This is a genomic window from Loigolactobacillus coryniformis subsp. coryniformis KCTC 3167 = DSM 20001, assembly GCF_002706425.1.
GTDB classification, from domain to species: domain Bacteria; phylum Bacillota; class Bacilli; order Lactobacillales; family Lactobacillaceae; genus Loigolactobacillus; species Loigolactobacillus coryniformis.
Window position 1 is genome coordinate 2,185,790 of record NZ_CP017713.1, and the last position, 19,040, is coordinate 2,204,829.

Below are 19,040 nucleotides of genomic sequence, written 5' to 3' on the forward strand. Positions count from 1 at the left end.
GCGTTTTGTCTCCCCCTTTAAATGCATTCATCCGTTGAAAGTACATTGATTATAGCATTAAATATCACAACTAACACTTAGAAAATTTCTCATTGATTTCTTAGATAATGCCAAAAAAAGCGTTTCAGTTCGATCGGCGCAACGTGCGCCACCAAACTTAGGCTGTGTTTAAAAAACAGATTTTACCACTCATTTAGTCTAGACATGGTTGAAAAAATACTGTCACTTGTTTTCGACAACACTTTTTGGCAAATAGCAGATTTAATGTTTAATTGTTAAACAGCACTTGCTTCCCGTTGTTGGTTGAACTAAGCCAATTCCATTTTACCTGCGCGTTTCATTAACGTAGCAATCTCAGTACCAATATCTTTTTGCTCATACAAAACATGATAAATTGCAGTTGTGATTGGCATATCAACATGCTTTTGTTGTGCTAACTCGTAAGCAGCTTTAGTAGTTGCCACGCCTTCAACGACCATACCCATATTTTTCAATACGGCAGCCAAAGATTCACCTTGACCTAACTGGTTGCCAGCGCGCCAATTCCGCGAATGGACACTGGTACAAGTGACGATTAAATCACCAACGCCTGATAAACCGATAAACGTCAATGGCTCAGCGCCAAAAGCCACTCCTAAGCGACTGATTTCTGCTAACCCCCGGGTCATCAAAGCTGCCTTCGTGTTATCACCATAACCTAAACCATGTAAAGCACCAGCACCGATCGCAATTACATTTTTTAAGGCTGCGCCCATTTCAACACCGATAACGTCGGTGTTCGTATAAACGCGGAAATAATCATTCATAAAGAGTTGCTGGATCGTTTCGGCCGCAGCTAAATCATTAGAAGCAGCCGTCAACGAGGTAATATCCCCAGCAGCGACATCTTCAGCATGACTGGGACCAGAAAGGACAACAATCGCCTGTCGTGTGGCATCTGGCATTTCTTCCGCTAAAACTTCGGATAGACGCTTATGAGTTTGCTGCTCCAACCCTTTACTAGCATGTACGATAATTGGTCGTTGTTGTAATTCAGTTAAACCGGCAACGACTTTTTTAGCTACTTCGCGGGTTGCATTCGTTGGAACAACAAACAGAACCACATCAGCACCAACCAAAGCAGTTTTTAAATCCGCTGTCGCCGTTAGTTCTGGTTCCAAAACAAAATCAGGTAAATAATGCTGATTGGTGTGTTGCTGCGTGATTTCCGCGGCCTGTGCCGGCTTATGTGTCCAAAGCGTGACTTCATGTCCATTTTTCAACAATAAATTCGCCAAAACAGTGCCCCATGAACCAGCACCTAAAACTGCAATTCTCTTCATTTAAAAAAATCTTCCTTTTCCATCAATTAAGGTATTTGCTTACTTTTTAGTTGCACGTTGTGCTGAAGCTAACTGATTGCCTGCTAAATAATCCGGCAAAAGTGGCTGATAATAGCGACGCCACAACCATAATCCGATTGCAGCAATAACCAAAACAGCTGATAGTAATTGCGAGACCCGAAGACCGCCAAATAGCATAAGGCTGTCAGTACGCATGCCTTCAATAAAGAAGCGGCCAAAGGCGTACCACGCCATATAGGCTAAGAAAACCTCGCCCTGTTTAAACCAATGCTTGCGGTGGCGAATACTTAACAACACAACAACACCCAGTAGATCCCACAAGGATTCATACAAGAAAGTCGGTTGTCGATATGCACCGCCGATGTACATTTGCTGCACGATAAAATCAGGTAAGTGCAGTTGCTGCAAAAAATGTAGCGTCGTTTTCGCACCAAAAGCTTCCTGATTCATGAAGTTACCCCAGCGACCAATTCCTTGACCAAGCAAAACCGTTGGCGCAGCAATATCGAGGACAAGCCAGACTGGTAATTGACGCCGCCGACAAAAAATGAGCACCACAATTGCCGCTGCGATCAAACTACCATAAATTGCCATCCCACCATGCCAAATAGCAATGATCTCACTAGGATGCGCCGCATAATACGGCCATTCAAACACCACATAGTAGAGACGTGCGCCAATCAAGGCAAACGGTAACGCCCACAAAATCATATCGAACAGATCATCAGTGGAAACCTGCCGGCGTTCAGCTTCGCGCATCGCCAAGATTACCGCCAGCACGACCCCAGTCGCAATGATCACACCATACCAATGAACCTCTAGCGGTCCTAGACGTAGTGCAATCGGATTTAACGCCGCAATTAAAGGTGTTGGCATCAAGCTTGGCCACCATCCTTATCCTGATCCTTGTCCTTCTCTGTCGGTGTATTCGGTAAAGCATCATTCGTCGTTTTATGTGCTGCCTCAGCTGCTTCATCTTCTAATGTATTCTCTTGAATTAATTGGTTTAGGTTGGATTCAAACGTTTTAGTCGCATCATAGCCCATTGTCTTCGCCCGATAATTCATCGCCGCAACTTCAATAATGATTGCTAGGTTACGCCCAATTTTAACTGGGATCGTGATTTTAGGCAACGTCACGTCAAAAATCTGCATCGTCTCTTCGCCATTGCCGAGCCGATCAAAATTCTTATCCGCAGTCCATGTCTCCAAATGCATGACTACTTGGATCGGCGTGTCACTGCGGACTGCTCCCGCACCAAATAAATTCATCACATCAATAATACCGATACCACGAATTTCTAGTAAATGGCGCAAAATGGCCGGCGCTTCACCGATCAATGTTTGTTCATCTTGCTCGTAGACTTCTACCCGATCATCCGCGATCAGCCGGTGCCCGCGCTTAACTAATTCCAACGCAGTTTCACTTTTACCGACACCGGAATCGCCAGTGATCAGCACTCCGATACCATAAATATCAACTAACACCCCATGCAGTGAGCGCCGTTCAGCCAAGCGACCTTCTAAATAATCGGTCATCAAGCTGGATAGCCGCGTTGTCGCCAATTTGGACCCTAACACAGGAATGCCCGCTTCTTTAGCAGCCTGCAACATTTCTGTTGGGACCGGCAATGACCGCGAAACGATAAATGCTGGCGTATCCTCACCACACATTTTGCGGAAGATCATCAGCCGCTCTTCCGGCATCATCTTTTTCGCAAATGAAATTTCCGTTCGCCCGAATAACTGGATCCGATCGTGCGGATAATAATTGAAATAGCCAGTCAATTCTAGACCTGGTCGAGAAATATCACTGACGGTGATCTGCCGTTGCTTTAAATATTCTGCACCAGCATAAACCTCTAAATTAGCGCGTGTTACCAATTCGCTTACTTTGACACTTTGCACCATTAGGCCTTGCTCCTATCTTATCAATAGCGACGTCTTAGTTAGCATCGTCGTTTATTTTGATTACATGATTCACAATACAAGATCATACTCTTGTTTTATATTTTAACATTTAGCATACGATAGCGCACCCATTCTTATGGAAAGGTCATTTTCAGCGGCAGTTACATCAATATTTGATACAAAAAAGGTCATTGCCAACAACTAAAATTAGTCGTGACAATGACATTGGACTAAGCATTTAATTCTGGCTGTGGAACTGTGATCACTAAATAAGGTGGCGATCAAACACACAAAACCGGCCATGCATAACTGTGAATGCTGTCATGGACTACACCGCTAACATAGGCCATCAAGGCCCCGCCAATTTGATGGCCCACAAATACCCAACCAAATAAAATACCTGAACGATGCAAGCCAAAATTGGCACTGATCAATTTGATTGTCGGTGAAACTGTAGCGTTCCAACTGAGACCAAATAAAACGGCGTATAAAATCAGCACTAAGCCCCCTTGATGAAAAGCTACCGGTAGTAGAAATAAAGCAATACCGCGTACGCCATAGGTAAACGCCAAAATCAACCGGGAATCAATTCTTTCCGTTAACCAGCCGGCTAATAATGAGCCGATGATATCAAAAACACCCATCACGGCTAACACATTAGCTGCATGAATGGCGTTCATCCCATAATCATGCCCCGCCGCAATAAAATGTACTCCGATCAGCCCGGAAGTTGATGCGCCACATACAAAAAATGGCAAGGCCAATAACCAAAAGATTTTACTTTTAAGTGCCATATGTAAAGCCTGTAGCGGCTGCATCAGCACACTACGCAAGTTAAGTGCCGGATATTGCGGAGTTCTTAATTTAGTTTCACCTAAAACCGGTAACCCCACTTGTTTGGGATAGTCGCGCATCAAGAATAAATTAGCAAAAAATACTACTAAAACGCAGCCAGCCACCACCAATGCAGTAAAACGCCAACCATGTTGTGCAATCAACATGGTAAAAATCGGCAAAACGATCAGCTGGCCAACTGATGAACTGGCAGTAAATAGACCCAGCACTAAACCATGATTTTTGCTGAACCAATTATTCGCGATATAAATACCATAAACATCAGCGATCATCCCAGTCATCGTTCCCGATAACAAACCGACTAATAATTCAGCCTGCCATACTTGTTGCATCAGTGGTAAAGCCGCCGTAACTGCCACTAAAATCAATAAGACGATACTACCAACTTTGCGTGCACCATAACGTTGTAGAAAAGCCGCTGAAAAAGGGCCGATCAAGCCAAATAATAAAGTACCAGTCGCAATGACCGCCGATTCAGTTCCTCGACTCCAACCAAAACTTTGCTGCCATGGTAAGACAAAAGTAGCTGGTAAGGCGCGTACACTAGCTGAAACCAATAAAGCCAAAAAACCAATCAATAAAATCAACGGATACCAATGTCGTTTAGTCATAAGCCACCGCCTTTGCACGTTGACTCGCTTGCACCATTGCATGTGCAACCTTCAATTTTTCTGGTCGACCACCCATTAATTGATCAGAACGGTCACGAAAATCCGCCAAAGCCTGCTGCATCGTTGGTACAATTTGGCCGGCCGTAGCCGTTAAATAAAGTCGTGTTTGATGACCTTGACGCTGCTTACGTAACCAGCCCCGTGTTGCTATTTTTCGGATCAAACGTGATAACGTCGATTGCTCATAGTCAAATGCTGACGCAAGTTCAGTCATCGAAATTCCTGGATTAGCCTCGATCATTAAGACCAAATAAGTATATGTGGGCGCCAAATTAGTTGGCGCAAAACACGTCGCTGCCAATTGCTCCAAATCACGCATCAAGCGATTGGCAGTAAAGTACAAACAGTTTTGCATAAACGTTGGTTGTTCGACTGTCATCAACAACACTTCTTTCTTATAATGTATATACATTATAAGCCTAAATATTATGATAAAACAACTTCAGTTTCTAACAATAAAAAAAACGATCGATTCATTTATCGAATCGATCGCCGTAATTTACATTAATCGCGGGCAAAACGGTCACTAACGATTGCGTTGACCACCGAGATGATGATCGCCGTTAAAATCGATGCACCGAAGCCGCTAAAGGCAAAGCCACTACCTACAAACAACGCTGTTAATTGTAACATCACCGCATTGATCACAACACTGAACAAGCCTAGTGTCAGAATCGTGATCGGTAAGGATAAAATCATTAAGATCGGCTTGATCAGCGCATTAAGCACACCAAGTATTAAACTCGCGCCTAGCGCCATCCAGATACTTGAAACATAGATCAAGTGTGGAAAAAAGCCAGCTAGTGCTAAGAAAATCAGCGCATTAACGAGAACTCGTTTCCAAAAACCCATTAAAAGTCACTCCAGTCATCATCTTGCACCTTAACGTCGCGGGCATTTTTACGTTGCTTTTGGCGTTGGTCGTGGTGATGCTGATGGTATTCTGACCGACCATAATGTTGCCATTGTTGCTGTTGGGTCCACTGACTACGACTATAATGCTGGCGCCGTCGCGTGAACATCAAAATGAAAAATAAAATCAATAATGGAACCGCCAATATGCGCAATGTGAATAACAAAACGACCATTAACAGAATCAATATTGGACTGAAAAAGAGAAAAAACAGAAACGGCATTAGAAATCACTCCAATCACTATCTTTAGTACTTTGTTGCTCAGTACTATCCTGTGCTAGATAGTCTGGGTGTTTAGGCCGACTAGGAATCACTAATGCTAAAATCGCGTATAAAACGACCCCTGGGAAACCAACTGTAAATAACGTAACTGCGGCGTAGATAACTCGAACCCAAGTTGGATCGATGTTAAAATATTCGGAAATACCGCCCAACACCCCACTGATGACGTGTCGATCTGATTTATATAAACGTTTTTCTGCCATTTTTATCGCTCCCTATAAGATAAATTATTTAGCGTGCCGATTTATCTAACGTGTTTACAAACACTAGTAAGCGATTCGGCAGCGCGTTTATTCCTGCGTATCTTTTAATAAAACATTACCTGAGGTGGTGCTTAATTCTAATTTAGCTGGTGTGTCCCCAAGATCACGTTCAAAGTCATACACTGAGTTACCGGTGTTATGCCGCTCATTTAGGACATCGACATTGCTTAAGCGTGATTTGATTGCCCCAAAACGGGTCTTACTTTTACCGGAAATAGCTAATTCAGTCGGTACCGCGACTTTCACGTTACCATTAACTGAGCTGGCAACTAGTTTAGTCAACGTGTTTTCCGTGATCGTTGCTTTAACGTCACCGTTGACCGTTGTCAATTCCGCCGATTCAACGTTGCTGACGAAACGCACCTCACCATTGACAGTATTGACCAAGGCATCGATCAGCCGACCACCGCTGACTTTAATGTTACCATTGATTCCTTCAACCTCAAGCATTGAGGCGTTGACACTACTGAAAGTGAGCTGACCATTGGTACCCTTAATGAACAAGTCGTCGCCTTCAAAGCCCTCTAAAGTCACATTACCATTCAATAGCTTGATTGTTGTGTGATCGTAAGTCCGTTCTGGCAAGTAGAAAGTCAAATCGGCCTGGATCCGCTTGTTTGGCACTTTGAACGTTAATGTGTCGGCCGTATTAGCTAACTCACTACGTTGCAAGAAGTTTTCCAACGGACTATCTGATTCCATTTTACCAAATAACTTTACATGTGCGCTAACTTTGATATCAGGACTATCCCAAGTCTTAAAGTTAACGTCACCATTAGCCACCTTCACGTCTAAAATCGTGGCGCTGGCATTTTCATAAACAAAATCATGATCAAATTTAGTTGTTGCAATACCAGGAACGCGGATGTTAACTTCTTTCCAATCCACGTTTTCCATAATTGTTTGCGCCGTGTTCTTAATGAACTTGCCTAACTGACTACCGGCATCGCCGACTTTTTCTCCGACTTGGTTCAGCGTGTCAGTGGCGGTATCTTTCCAGTCATCGCCTAAATTCAATTTATCCGCTAAACGTTCTTTATAATGATCACGTTGAGCTTTATGCAATTCAGCGACTTGCTTTTGCAAAGCTGTTTTTTCATCATTGAGCACGGCGATCTGACTTTCCGTTTTACCAATAGTTTCTTTGGTGCGATCGCGTTCAGCTAATTTATCCGCCGATAAAGTCTCAAGGTCTTCCATCGTGTCTAGCACTTGCAAATGTTCCTGCTGCGCCTTCAATTCGTGTTGAGCGTCCTTTAATTGCGCATCAACCTCTTTGATCTGATCTTGTAATTCAGCTAAAGCTGCGGTGTTATCAGTAGTTTCTTTTTCAGCGGCCGTCGTCGTTTCAGTTGATTGACGTTCTGTCTGTGTTTTTGTCGTTGAGTGTTGTTCAGCCGTATTTTTATCTTGCGCCAAGTTTTCCAGCAGCATCAAGGCTTCTTCAGTTGAGATGACGCCTTGTTTAACTAAATCGAGAATTCGTTCGCGTTCATTCATGTTATTGTCCTCCTTGGGCTATTAAAGCAATTCATTATTTTAAAATCAAAGTTTAAGGGCAATTAACAACTTCTTTTGCCATGACTCTATTATGGCTTGCTTGGCGAAAAAAAGCATAGGACCTAAGTTGGATTTTACGCTCAGCTATTTGGTGGAACTGTATAACCGGCTAGAGTTAGAGTGGCGTGAAAACCTTCGAAAAAGACTAAGGTAATCAAAAAAGGTTACACCATAATCACTTATAGTGTAACGCTTTTCAATCTTTGCTCCTACTGATCCACTAACGCGTCTTTGACCTTGATCTTTTTATCGATCAAGCCAGCGTTATAGAAAACATCCGCGATTTTTTGTTGTTCCTTAATCATCGTTGTAGTCACTTTGCCCATGGTGTAGGTTCGCCGCTGGACTTGCTTTTTAATAATTGTTTTCGATAAATGCAGCGTCTCACTGAGCATGGCGATCAATTTATTTTGGTGCTTAGTCGCCCACTGCATATCGTCATTGATATAAGTCGTCAAATAATTTGTCACCGTCGTATGTGTTTTGGCATAGCTACGCGTTGACAACATGAAGTCGCGGTCTTTAACTAAGCCAGTCCCATTAACCAAAACTTTAGCCTGCTGTTCGACTTCGGCGGTGGCGGTATACGGATCCCAAGTCACCCAAGCATCGACTTTACCTTTGGCAAAAGCCACACTGGCGGCTGCTTGATCCATATTGACTAAGGTCACATCACTAGTTGTCAAGCCGGCTTTTTTTAATGCTTGGATAATGAAAAACTGTGCCGACGTTCCTTTAGCATACGCGATTCGCTTGCCTTTTAGATCAGCTAGGCGCTTGATTCCTAAATCCTGACCAACTAAGATTTCGGAGCCATTCGGTTTGGCAGCTCCCGCAGCAACATAAACGAGTTTGATTCCGTTAGCTTGGGCAGTGACCGGCGGGGTGTCGCCAACACGAGCATAATCAATATCTCCAGCTTGCAAGGCTGTCAGTAGCGCCGTGCCATCAGAAAATTCTTTAAAAACGACTTTATAGCCTTTCGCCTGCATTTTTTTGACCAACTGCCCCCGTTGCCGCGCGATATCCACCGGATCCGCTTTTTGATAGCCAATGGTAACGGTGGTGAGCGCACTACTGCTGGTATCGGTTTGCCGGTAACCGTAAAAAGCGATTCCTAACCATGCTAATAATGCGATAAAAAGTAGACTGACTTGCCATTTGTGTTTTTTCATGAGTGACTCCTGCCATTGATTTTTATTAAAAAGAGTGTGTGCCATAAAGCTGCCTTATGGCACACACTTTAACAATATTGTTCGAAAGTGCAAAGAAAGAGTTGGACATAAATGACTTATGTCACAACTCCCCCTTGCACTACTGATCCACTAACGCATCTTTAACCTTGATTTTTTTATCGATCAAGCCAGCGTTATAGAAAACATCCGCGATTTTTTGTTGTTCTTCAACGATTGCATTAGTCACTTTGCCCATCGAGAAGGTGCGGCGGCTAACTTGTTTTTTGATCACTGCTTTTGATAAATGTAGCGTTTTGCTCATCATCGTGATCAGCTTGCTTTGGTGCTTGGTCGCCCACTGCATATCGTCAGCTAAATAGGAAACCAGATATTTACTGACCGTAGTGTGCGCTTTAGCGTAGCTGCTGGTGGAAACCACGAAATCACGATTCTTCGATAAACCAGTGCCATCAACTAACAATTTAGCGTTTTGTTCCACTTCGGCAGTAGCAGTAAAGGGATCCCAAGTCACCCAGGCATCGACTTTCCCTTTGGCAAAACGACACTGGCGGCCGATTGATCCATATTGACTAAGGTCACGTCATCTGTCGTTAAGCCTGCTTTTTTCAGTGCTTGAATGATCAAGAATTGCGCCGAGGTGCCTTTAGTGTAGGCGATCCGCTGGCCTTTCAAATCCTGCAAGCTGCTGATACTCGAATTCTGCTTAACTAAAATGCCTGAACCATTTTCCTTGGAAGCACCGGCCGCGACATAAACTAAATTCATCCCACTGGCCTGTGCCGTTACTGGCGGCGTATCACCTAAGCGGGCGTAGTCAATATTGCCCGATTTTAAGGCGGTGATCAGCGCCGTGCCATCGGAGAATTCTTTGAAGACGACTTTATACCCTTTCGTCTTCATTTTTTTAGCTAGTTCTCCGCGTTGCCGCGAAATATCCACTGGGTCACCTTTTTGGTAACCAACCGTAACGGTGGCTAGATCACTGCTGCTGGTGTCAGTTTGTTGATAACCATAAAATGCGATCCCTAGCCACGCAATCAGCGCGACTAATAATAAGCCTAATTTCCATTTATGATTTTTCATCTTCTACTTGGGACAACCTTATTTAACGCCCCTACTCCTTCCTTTATTAAACTATCTAGCGGCGACGGTCAATAATTGGTCGCGCAATTGCGGTCGCAAAACCTTACCGGTGGTATTCCGTGGAAATTCACGGACGAACTCGACCCGGGTCGGTGTTTCGTATTTAGCTAAATGCGCTTGCGCATAAGCAAACAGTGCTTGCCGCTGGGCAGCTTCATTTAAGCCTGGTGTTGTGCTGATCACGACTGCAGTCACTTCTTCACCATATAAGTCATCGGGCATACCGATCACGGATAATTGTTCAATAAAGTCTAGCTCGTTCAACACATTTTCAACTGCCTCTGGGGCCACTTTTTCGCCGCCGCGACTGATGATTTCCTTGCTGCGCCCTTTAACAAACAGATAGCCGTCTTCATCCAAGTAACCGAGATCGCCGGTCAAGAACCAACCGTCTTTAAATGAATCGGAATTCGGATCCATATATTGGGTGATCACGTGGTCGCCTTTAATGACGATCTCGCCAAGTACGTTCGGTTCTGTAGTGAATTCACCATCAACTAAAATGCTCAAGTCAGTGCCAAAGGCTTTGCCGGCGGAACCGATCTTCGGCGCATCAAATGGGTTGATCGTGCATTGACTAGCCGCTTCGGTCATACCGTAGCCTTCGATGACTAAGGTATCGAAATTATCTTGGAAGGCACGCAATTTGTCTTCTGGTAAAGCAAATGAAGATGAACGCACATAGCGCAGATGAATATCTGCAGCGTTGGCGCGATAAACGGCATTGGCATTGTCATTTAATAATAAGAACGTAATGATTGTTGGGACCACGGAGACCCAAGTAACGCCGTTATCCTTAACTTGTTGCCAAAACTTGCTGGCACTGAATTTGGGTGTGACTAAAATTTTACCGCCAGCTAAGCGGGTCGATAACGTCGACATGACTTGGGCATTGGTATGGAACATCGGCATCGTGATCATCGCCACATCGTCCGCGGTCATATGATTGCTGACAATATCGTTGCGTGCCGCATTGACTAACATCGCGTGGGTCAAGCCAACGCGTTTCGGTTTGCCGGTGGTCCCGGATGTGTTCAGGATCAAGCCGAGATCATCTTCCTGGGGCACCTGCGTGCTGGCTAGCAACCGCCCCGCCAACTGCTTAGTATCGACTAAGAAAGGCAGCTCCGGTACGGTGTGTAAGTGCAGCGTTGCCGCCGCAAATGGGGCTTCGGTCAATTCAGCCGCTAACGCCGGCGCCAATAAAATACCAACATAGTGGCGTTCCTGCCAATCAGCTCGTAATTCAGCGATCGGCGTTGACGGTGAAATTGGGTGGACGATAATACCTAATTCCCACGCTGCTTGATTGATCACTGGGAAAACCGCCGAGTTCGGCAAACAAACCAACAATTGATCACCGTAACCTAATTTATTGGCGACAAAGGCGTCATGCAAGCGGGTCACATCGGCCTGTAAGTCCTGACCGGTAAACCAAGTGCCTAAGTTTTCATCTTTAATTAGCGGTTCATTTAAATTATTTTTCAGTTGTTGTGATAATAGCTTTGTTAGTGTGGTCATGCAGCACCATTCCTTTCTTCTTAAACAGATGTACTTGCGGCCGCCCAATCAGAATGCCGAACGGTGCGACGCGGTAACAGAACCAAGCGATGCCAAACGAAATGGCGATCACAAAGATATAGCCGAGCGGGATCAATAACAGCAGCGCCCAATCGGGAATATTGATCAGACTGAGCAACCCGCTTAAAATGGTTAAGCCGATCGTCTGATCCAAATAAATGCCGAAGGAAACCTTGGCGCCGTTGCGAACGAATTTTTCAAACCAATTCCAGATGCCATACTGCCGCCAGTAGGCATAACATTTACCGATCCAAAAAACAAAAACGATCATTAAACTGTCATAAACCAGCATATACGGTTGGTGCGGCGAAACGGCGGCGGTGTGAGTCAAACCGAGAATACCACGGTTCCAAGCATAATAAGCAATGGTACCTAGGCCTAGCGTGAGCGTAACGGCCGCGATCGGCTTGATGTGGCGCTGGATGAAATCATTGACTTCCTGATAATGTAAGGAGGTGTACGCACCGAAGATAAAGTAGAACTGGTACGTGAACACATTGACACCGTAAGCGCGGAACCACCAAAGCCAATTGCTGCGATCCACGTGGGGCAATCCGTATTTAATGGCAAACATTAAACCTAATTGAATTAGAAAACTGATCAACAAGATGCGATTGTGTGCGTGAGACCAGTGTTTAAATAGTTTAACGATCAATGAGAACAGCAGATAAAGTTGTAACGTCACTAAAATATAGTACATGTAGAATTGATCCCCGTGCAGGATTGCGCTGAGATAAGTCGAGCCGAAGTTGGCCCAAGAAAAACCTGGCAGTAGCAGTAAGGTGGCAAAAACCATCAAAACTAAATTCCAAAGCAGGTATGGCCAGCCGGAGCCCGCAAAGCGCTTCTTAAAAAAGCTGGACCAGCTATTGCGGTGATAGTAATTTAACGTTAACACTAAGCCAGTCATGAACATAAAGCCCATTCGCGTAAAGTGGATCATCAAATGCGTACTGTTCAATAACAGATGCGGCCAACCACTGTTCGCCATCTGGGCGGCAAAGGTTGTGGTCGTATGATTGAGTAAAACGCCGAAAATAAAGAAGATCCGCATTAAATCAACTTCATAAAGGTAGGGGCGTTTTTTCTTTGGTGTTGTTTGTGTATTTGTCAGCATCTTCACCTTCTACTCTAGCCGTTCACACTGGCAGCGGTCGCCGGTGCATGCAGGATCACACTGAGAATGCGTTCGGACACGGTGGCAATCCTTGCGGCAGCTTGATCTTTTGCGCCGTCCGCCTCGTAAACGTTAGTGCCATCCTTGACCACGATCACCCGATCAGCCATGCGCGCCGCTTCGTCAACATCATGCGTGATCAATAAAGTGGTCAACTGTTGTTTGGCACAAATTTCTGCGATAAACACCTGCATTTTGCGCCGCGTCAAGGCATCCAATGCGCCTAATGGTTCATCCAACAATAGCAGTTGTGGCTGGGCCATTAACGCTCGCGCCAAGGCTAGCCGCTGCTTTTGGCCCCCAGATAATTGATCGGGGTAACTGTCAGCGAATTCTGCTAAGCCCACTTCGTTTAAAATAGCTTGCGCACGTTGCCGCTCAGCTTTGTCTTTACTTTTAAAGGAAACATTTTCTAAATTAGTCATCCATGGTAACAAGCGATCATTTTGGAACATCACCCGTACCGTGGTGTCAGGATCGCTAAATTGGACCTGGCCGGTGGTCGGTTGTTCTAATTGGGCGATCAAGCGTAAGATCGTACTTTTACCGCCGCCACTCATACCGACTAAAGCAATAAACTCGCCGGGATAAATATTAAAGTTAACGTCGTGTAACGCGACTTTAGTGTCGTAAGTTTTGCCAAGTTGTTCTAAGGTCAATAATGGTTTGATCATGCCTTAGCGCTCCCTTCCCGTTGCCATGCCAGGCAAATATTTTCTAAAGCTTTCGCGATCAAATCGGATAGCTTACCTAATAAAGCGTAAATGACGATACATAGTAAAACCGTGTCCATATTCATAAATTCCTGCGCGTTAGTCGCCATATAACCGATACCAGAACTAGAAGAAATAGTTTCGGCAACGATCAAGGTCGTCCACATCACACCTAAGGCATAACGCACGCCGACTAAGATCGTGGGCAAAGCCCCTGGAAAAATAATTTTTGTTAATAAAGCACGTTTGGATAAGCCGTACGCACGGCCCATTTCTAATAATTCGGGGTCAATACTGGTGATGCCATGGAAAGTATTGATGTAGATTGGAAACATGACACCGACCGTCACCAACGAAATTTTGGCGGTCTCGCCGATCCCTAAAGCAATGATCACTACTGGGATCAAGGACAGATGCGGAATGTTACGTAACATTTGGATCGAAGAATCAAATAGCGCCCGTGCAGTTTTTGATAATCCGTTTAGCAAGCCGAGAATAAAACCGATACTGCCACCAATCACAAAACCAGCAGTTGCCCGATAAAGGCTGATACTGATATTTTTCGGTAACTCGCCGGTTTGCCACAACCCGATGCCATCTTGGACCACGGCGATTGGTGACGGTAATAAGTTGCTATTGATCCAGCCGGCGCTAACAGCTAATTGCCAAAAACCGATCAACGCAACTGGGATCAACCAAGGTAATAATCGCTGCCATGTAATTTTCCAGCGCCGGTGAGTCCGCCCTACACCAAATTCCGCTATATTTTCCATTGATATTCATCTCCATTTGTTTTATCGATGATTTCATCTTACTGAGGTAAGCTTAAATCGAACTTAAAACCATAAAAAAATTAAAATGTTTGTGTTTAGCGGCGCAAAAAAAGACTGCCTAAACGGCAGCCTCGGTGGCGGAAATAAGATTACATCATTTCCTGATTATTCGTATTTAACTCAGTCAACTTGTTAGTCTTTAAATAAACGATCCATTCACAGATGTTAGTCACATAATCGCCGACCCGCTCTAAGTAAGTGCCAACCATCAGATAGTCAGTACTGCCGATCACGGTTTGCGGATCATTTTTCATCTCATCAATACATTTATCGTAAATTGTTTTGAACGCTTCGTTGACTTGTTGATCTTGCAAAGCAATCTTGCGTGCGCGCTGCTCGTCTTTTTTAACGTAAGCATCCAGCACGTCTTCAACCATTTGTTTAACGATATCCGCCATTGCGGCGATATCTTCTTCAATCTCAGGCACACGCGTATTACCTTTCACACGAATCGTTGATTTAGCAATACTGACCGCATGATCGCCCATACGCTCTAGATCACTGCTGGCTTTCATGATCGTGACGATCATCCGCAGATCGCTAGTCACCGGCTGTTGTAAGGCGATCATCTCAAAACTACGCTTCTCAATATCAACTTCACGCTGATTGATTGCCTCGTCATTTTGAATCACTTCTAGCGCCAGTTCACGATCATGATTGACAAACGCTTTGACCGAATTGTAAACTGCCTCATTGACCAGCATCCCCATTTCGGAGAAACGCACATGTAAATCTTCTAATTCTTCACTGAATATTTCCCGCATCCTGTTACCTCCTCTTATGATGTTTTTATATTTAAAATCTGTTTAAAACGGCTTTATAGAGCTGTTTTTGAGCACATTTTCTAACCAAAACGGCCGGAAATGTAGTCTTCACTTTCCTTTTTATCTGGTGCCGTGAAGAATTTCGCCGTTGGACTGTACTCAACTAATTGACCATCGAGGAAAAAGGCTGTTCGATCTGACGAACGGGCAGCTTGTTGCATGTTATGCGTCACCATGATGATCGTATAGTCATCTTTTAAATTTACCAGCATTTGTTCGATTTTACTACTGGAAATGGGATCCAGCGCGCTGGTCGGTTCGTCCAGCAAAATAACCGCTGGTTTGACCGCTAAGACTCGGGCGATACAGACTCGCTGCTGCTGACCGCCGGATAATGATAAGGCACTGTCATGGAGCACGTCTTTAGTTTCTTCCCAAACAGCGGCTGCCTTCAAGCTATTTTCTACCACTTCATCCAGCACGGCCTTATTTTTTTCACCGGCTAAGCGCAAGCCGTAGATCACATTCTCATAAATCGAAAATGGAAATGGATTCGGCTGCTGGAACACCATGCCAACTTCCTTACGTAGCTGGACCACGTCCGTCTCCGGTGCGTAAATATCTTGGCCATGCAGGCGAATATCGCCGGTAATGCGAATATTGGGGATCAAATCGTTCATCCGATTTAACAAACGTAAATAAGTGGATTTACCTGAACCAGATGGTCCGATCAAAGCGGTGATCTCGTTAGCGGTGAAATCTAAATTGATGCCTTTTAAAGCTTCACGCTGACCATAGTACAGGTGAACGTCTTTGCTGGTAATAATTTTTTCAGTTGCCATGATTGACCTCCTACGTAAACGTGGTTGAAAAAGCATTGTGACTCGTTTTCGACAACACTTTTTGAAAAGCAGCTGAACGATAGCTTATTTGCTAAGTAGCATTTGCTTCCCGTTGTCGATTGTGCTAAGGCAAAAATCGCCAAGTTCAAGTCGCAGACTTCTGCGCCTTACTAGGCTAGTACTCAAAATTTACCCGCTTTTTCAACACACGCTAACCAAAATGTCCCGACACGTAATCATCGGTTGCTTCGATTGCTGGCTTGGTAAAGATTTGGTTTGTTTCCGCATATTCCAGCGCCACCCCTTGATGGAAAAAGGCGGTGTAGTCGCTGATTCGTGCTGCTTGTTGCATATTATGGGTCACGATAATGATCGTATAGTGCTCTTTCAATTGTGCCAACGTGTCTTCAACAACACTGGTTGAAATAGGATCCAGCGCACTGGCAGGTTCATCCAGCAACAAAATATCTGGCTTCATCGCCACCGCGCGGGCAATACACAAACGCTGTTGTTGGCCGCCAGATAAGGCCAGCGCACTTTTATGCAACGTGTCCTTAACTTCTTTCCACAAACCAGCTTGCTGCAGCGTTGTTTCAACTAATTCATCCAACACATGCTTATCTTTAATTCCATGGCGGATCGGTGCAAAGGTAATATTGTCATAGATTGACTTGGCAAACGGATTTGGCCGCTGAAATACCATGCCGATATGTTTACGCATTTCAAAAACGTCGATTTTCGGTTGATTGATATCTAGATCACGATACATGATCTTGCCGGTGACCCGCGCGGTTTGGATCTCATCGTTCATCCGATTTAAAGAACGTAGGTAAGTTGACTTGCCGGAGCCCGATGAGCCGATGATCGCCGCAATTTTGTAGCGCGGAAATTGCAAGGAAACACCTTTGATCTGTTCATGATCACCGTAGAAAACGTGCAGATCTTCGGTACTTAAAGCAACTTCTTGTTGTGCCGGGTCAAAGGTTTTGATCGCCGTTTTAGTTAAATCATAATCTTTCATCTTTAGGCCCCCTTCTTCCCAGAACTAGTCATTTTCTGATACAAATGCTGGCCAAACCAGCGGGCAGCTAAGTTAAAGGCTAATACGGCAACGATCAACACCGCCGAAGCCCCAGCAGAAACCGCCACGGCATCTGGCATGATCCCTTCAGAGTTGATTTTCCAAATGTGCACAGCCAAGGTTTCAGCAGGCCGCAGCGGGTTTAGTGGGCTGGCAATATAAAATGGATTCCAATTGGTGAAATCTAACGCCGGTGCGCTTTGACCAGCAGTATAGATCAAAGCTGCAGCTTCACCGAAAACACGGCCAGCACCTAAGATCATCCCGGTGGTGATCCCTGGTAAAGCTTCAGGCACGATGATTCGAATCACCGTTTCCCAGCGCGACAAGCCTAGCGCCAAGCCGGCTTCACGCTGCATACTGGAAATACTGGCTAAGGATTCCTCCACATTTCGCGTCAGCAACGGTAGGTTAAAAACGGTCAACACTAGCGCCCCCGATAAAATCGAAAAGCCAAATTTAAACTGGATCACGAAAATCAAGAAGCCGAATAACCCAACGACCACCGACGGTAACGAACTGAGGATCTCAATCGAAGTTCGAATCAACGAAGTCAGCCAGTTCTTTTTAGCGTATTCAGATAAATAGATGCCAGCACCTAACGACAACGGCACTGAAATCAACATCGCTAACAGTAACAAGTAAAACGAATTGAATAACTGAATACCGATCCCGCCACCAGCTTCAAAAGCCCGTGCCGGCGTGGTCAAGAAATGCCAAGTCACGTGGGGCAACCCTTGAATCAAAATAAAACCCAGCAACGAAGCAAGGACTAAAATAATAATACCAGCGATCGCGTAAAGAATGCCAGTCGCTAACTTATCTTGCTGTTTACTGTTCATTATTTCATTGCCCCTTTCCGACCGATCAAGCGAATCAGTAAATTAAAGATGAGTGACATTAATAACAGGATCAATGCCAGCGACCACAGGGCATTATTTTCCAATGAACCCATGATCGTATTGCCGATTCCCATGGTTAAAATACTCGTCAATGTGGATGCTGGCGATACCAAGTTATGTGGCAACAAGGCTGCATTCCCGATCACCATTTGGACCGCTAAGGCCTCACCAAAAGCCCGTGCCATCCCGAAAACGATTGCCGTCAATAAGCCGGGAGTAGCGCTGCGCAATACCACTTTGTAAATCGTTTGCCAGCGCGTTGCCCCTAGTGCTAGGGATGCTTCACGATAATGGCGCGGCACCGCCTGTAGTGCCTCAACACTCATTGAGGTCACGGTCGGCAAGATCATGACGAACAACACAAAGGTCCCCGCCAGAATACCAAAGCCCGTGCCGCCAAAAATCTGCCGGATCACCGGAACAACAACGGTCAAACCGATAAACCCGTAAACAACAGAAGGAATACCGACTAATAATTCCGTGACTGGCTTTAAAATTTGCATCCCCCGCCGCGGCGAAATCTCAGTCATAAAAATCGCAGCACCGATTGCAAACGGCGTTGCTACCAATGCAGCAAAAATGGTGACTAAAAACGAGCCCACGATCATAGGTAACGCACCGACCGCCGGAATGCCGTGACTATCTTTCGTTCCTGGATTCCACGCTTGCTTAGTCAGAAAGTCCCAAACATTGATTTTATCATGATAAAACGTTGCTAAACCGCGAGAAGCCACAAAATAAAAAATTGCTGCGACGACGATCACGATCAAACTGATACAAAATAAGCCTAACCACCGACCGCGCCGTTCTAATTTCGCTTGACGCGATACTTTTAACATACTTTCACGAATTGGATCCATCTGCTCAGCTCCTTCTTTCAAAAACAGAGTGGTGGAAAAAGTGGTCAGCTTATGGCATATAACCTAGCCAGGCAATAAAAGATCCGAAGTGGCTCGTTTGACTAGCGTCGTTATATGCAATAAGCTACTTTTTCGACCACGTTTTCGCTA

19 protein-coding genes and 1 pseudogene are annotated in these 19,040 nt (G+C 44.9%); all 20 read right to left on the bottom strand.

Features of this window, described 5'->3' with window-relative positions; translation table 11 throughout:
* Positions 1-308: 308 nt before the first annotated feature.
* Positions 309-1,322: an NAD(P)H-dependent glycerol-3-phosphate dehydrogenase gene (locus LC20001_RS10810; protein ID WP_010009020.1), complete on the bottom strand. Its 1,014-nt coding sequence runs from the start codon at positions 1,320-1,322 to the stop codon at positions 309-311.
* Between the two features lie 39 nt (positions 1,323-1,361).
* Entirely contained in the window at positions 1,362-2,219 is an 858-nt protein-coding gene (gene lgt, locus LC20001_RS10815; protein ID WP_003679021.1) for a prolipoprotein diacylglyceryl transferase, read from the bottom strand.
* Positions 2,219-3,253, bottom strand: a complete 1,035-nt coding sequence (hprK, locus tag LC20001_RS10820; protein ID WP_003679023.1) for an HPr(Ser) kinase/phosphatase — start codon at positions 3,251-3,253, stop codon at positions 2,219-2,221. The genes lgt and hprK overlap by 1 nt, the downstream gene beginning before the upstream one ends.
* Positions 3,254-3,534: 281 nt before the next feature.
* Positions 3,535-4,719, bottom strand: coding sequence for an MFS transporter (locus LC20001_RS10825; protein ID WP_010009017.1), 1,185 nt, complete (start codon positions 4,717-4,719; stop codon positions 3,535-3,537).
* Positions 4,712-5,158, bottom strand: a complete 447-nt coding sequence (locus tag LC20001_RS10830; protein ID WP_010009016.1) for a MarR family winged helix-turn-helix transcriptional regulator — start codon at positions 5,156-5,158, stop codon at positions 4,712-4,714. The genes LC20001_RS10825 and LC20001_RS10830 overlap by 8 nt, the downstream gene beginning before the upstream one ends.
* 125 nt (positions 5,159-5,283) lie before the next feature.
* Positions 5,284-5,631, bottom strand: coding sequence for a phage holin family protein (locus tag LC20001_RS10835; RefSeq protein WP_010009015.1), 348 nt, complete (start codon positions 5,629-5,631; stop codon positions 5,284-5,286).
* Complete coding sequence (locus tag LC20001_RS10840; RefSeq protein WP_010009014.1) at positions 5,631-5,915, bottom strand: hypothetical protein; 285 nt, start codon at positions 5,913-5,915, stop codon at positions 5,631-5,633. Before LC20001_RS10840 ends, LC20001_RS10835 begins: the two co-directional genes overlap by 1 nt.
* The gene (locus LC20001_RS10845; protein WP_010009009.1) at positions 5,915-6,178 is read right to left on the bottom strand and encodes a PspC domain-containing protein; all 264 of its coding nucleotides are present in this window, start codon (positions 6,176-6,178) and stop codon (positions 5,915-5,917) included. The genes LC20001_RS10840 and LC20001_RS10845 overlap by 1 nt, the downstream gene beginning before the upstream one ends.
* Positions 6,179-6,265: 87 nt before the next feature.
* A complete protein-coding gene (liaX, locus tag LC20001_RS10850; RefSeq protein WP_010009008.1) occupies positions 6,266-7,738 on the bottom strand; it encodes a daptomycin-sensing surface protein LiaX in 1,473 nt (490 codons plus the stop codon).
* A gap of 269 nt (positions 7,739-8,007) precedes the next feature.
* Positions 8,008-8,973: an aliphatic sulfonate ABC transporter substrate-binding protein gene (locus LC20001_RS10855; protein ID WP_010009007.1), complete on the bottom strand. Its 966-nt coding sequence runs from the start codon at positions 8,971-8,973 to the stop codon at positions 8,008-8,010.
* A gap of 139 nt (positions 8,974-9,112) precedes the next feature.
* Positions 9,113-10,077: pseudogene (locus tag LC20001_RS10860) on the bottom strand (aliphatic sulfonate ABC transporter substrate-binding protein).
* A 51-nt stretch (positions 10,078-10,128) separates the two neighbouring features.
* Positions 10,129-11,658, bottom strand: coding sequence for an AMP-binding protein (locus LC20001_RS10865; RefSeq protein ID WP_010009006.1), 1,530 nt, complete (start codon positions 11,656-11,658; stop codon positions 10,129-10,131).
* A complete protein-coding gene (locus LC20001_RS10870; protein ID WP_010009005.1) occupies positions 11,615-12,835 on the bottom strand; it encodes an acyltransferase in 1,221 nt (406 codons plus the stop codon). The genes LC20001_RS10865 and LC20001_RS10870 overlap by 44 nt, the downstream gene beginning before the upstream one ends.
* Before the next feature lie 14 nt (positions 12,836-12,849).
* Positions 12,850-13,569 carry an ABC transporter ATP-binding protein gene (locus LC20001_RS10875; RefSeq protein WP_010009004.1) on the bottom strand — a complete coding sequence of 240 codons (720 nt, stop codon included), beginning with the start codon at positions 13,567-13,569 and terminating at the stop codon, positions 12,850-12,852.
* Positions 13,566-14,381, bottom strand: a complete 816-nt coding sequence (locus LC20001_RS10880; protein WP_010009003.1) for an ABC transporter permease subunit — start codon at positions 14,379-14,381, stop codon at positions 13,566-13,568. The genes LC20001_RS10875 and LC20001_RS10880 overlap by 4 nt, the downstream gene beginning before the upstream one ends.
* Positions 14,382-14,530: 149 nt before the next feature.
* Positions 14,531-15,205: a phosphate signaling complex protein PhoU gene (gene phoU / locus LC20001_RS10885; protein ID WP_003679042.1), complete on the bottom strand. Its 675-nt coding sequence runs from the start codon at positions 15,203-15,205 to the stop codon at positions 14,531-14,533.
* Between the two features lie 80 nt (positions 15,206-15,285).
* Positions 15,286-16,047 (bottom strand): phosphate ABC transporter ATP-binding protein PstB, encoded by a 762-nt coding sequence (gene pstB, locus LC20001_RS10890; protein WP_003679044.1) that lies wholly within the window; start codon positions 16,045-16,047, stop codon positions 15,286-15,288.
* A 211-nt stretch (positions 16,048-16,258) separates the two neighbouring features.
* The gene (gene pstB, locus LC20001_RS10895) at positions 16,259-17,068 is read right to left on the bottom strand and encodes a phosphate ABC transporter ATP-binding protein PstB (RefSeq protein WP_003679047.1); all 810 of its coding nucleotides are present in this window, start codon (positions 17,066-17,068) and stop codon (positions 16,259-16,261) included.
* A gap of 2 nt (positions 17,069-17,070) precedes the next feature.
* The gene (gene pstA, locus LC20001_RS10900; RefSeq protein WP_003679049.1) at positions 17,071-17,970 is read right to left on the bottom strand and encodes a phosphate ABC transporter permease PstA; all 900 of its coding nucleotides are present in this window, start codon (positions 17,968-17,970) and stop codon (positions 17,071-17,073) included.
* Entirely contained in the window at positions 17,970-18,890 is a 921-nt protein-coding gene (gene pstC / locus LC20001_RS10905; protein ID WP_003679051.1) for a phosphate ABC transporter permease subunit PstC, read from the bottom strand. Before pstC ends, pstA begins: the two co-directional genes overlap by 1 nt.
* Between the last annotated feature and the right edge of the window lie 150 nt (positions 18,891-19,040).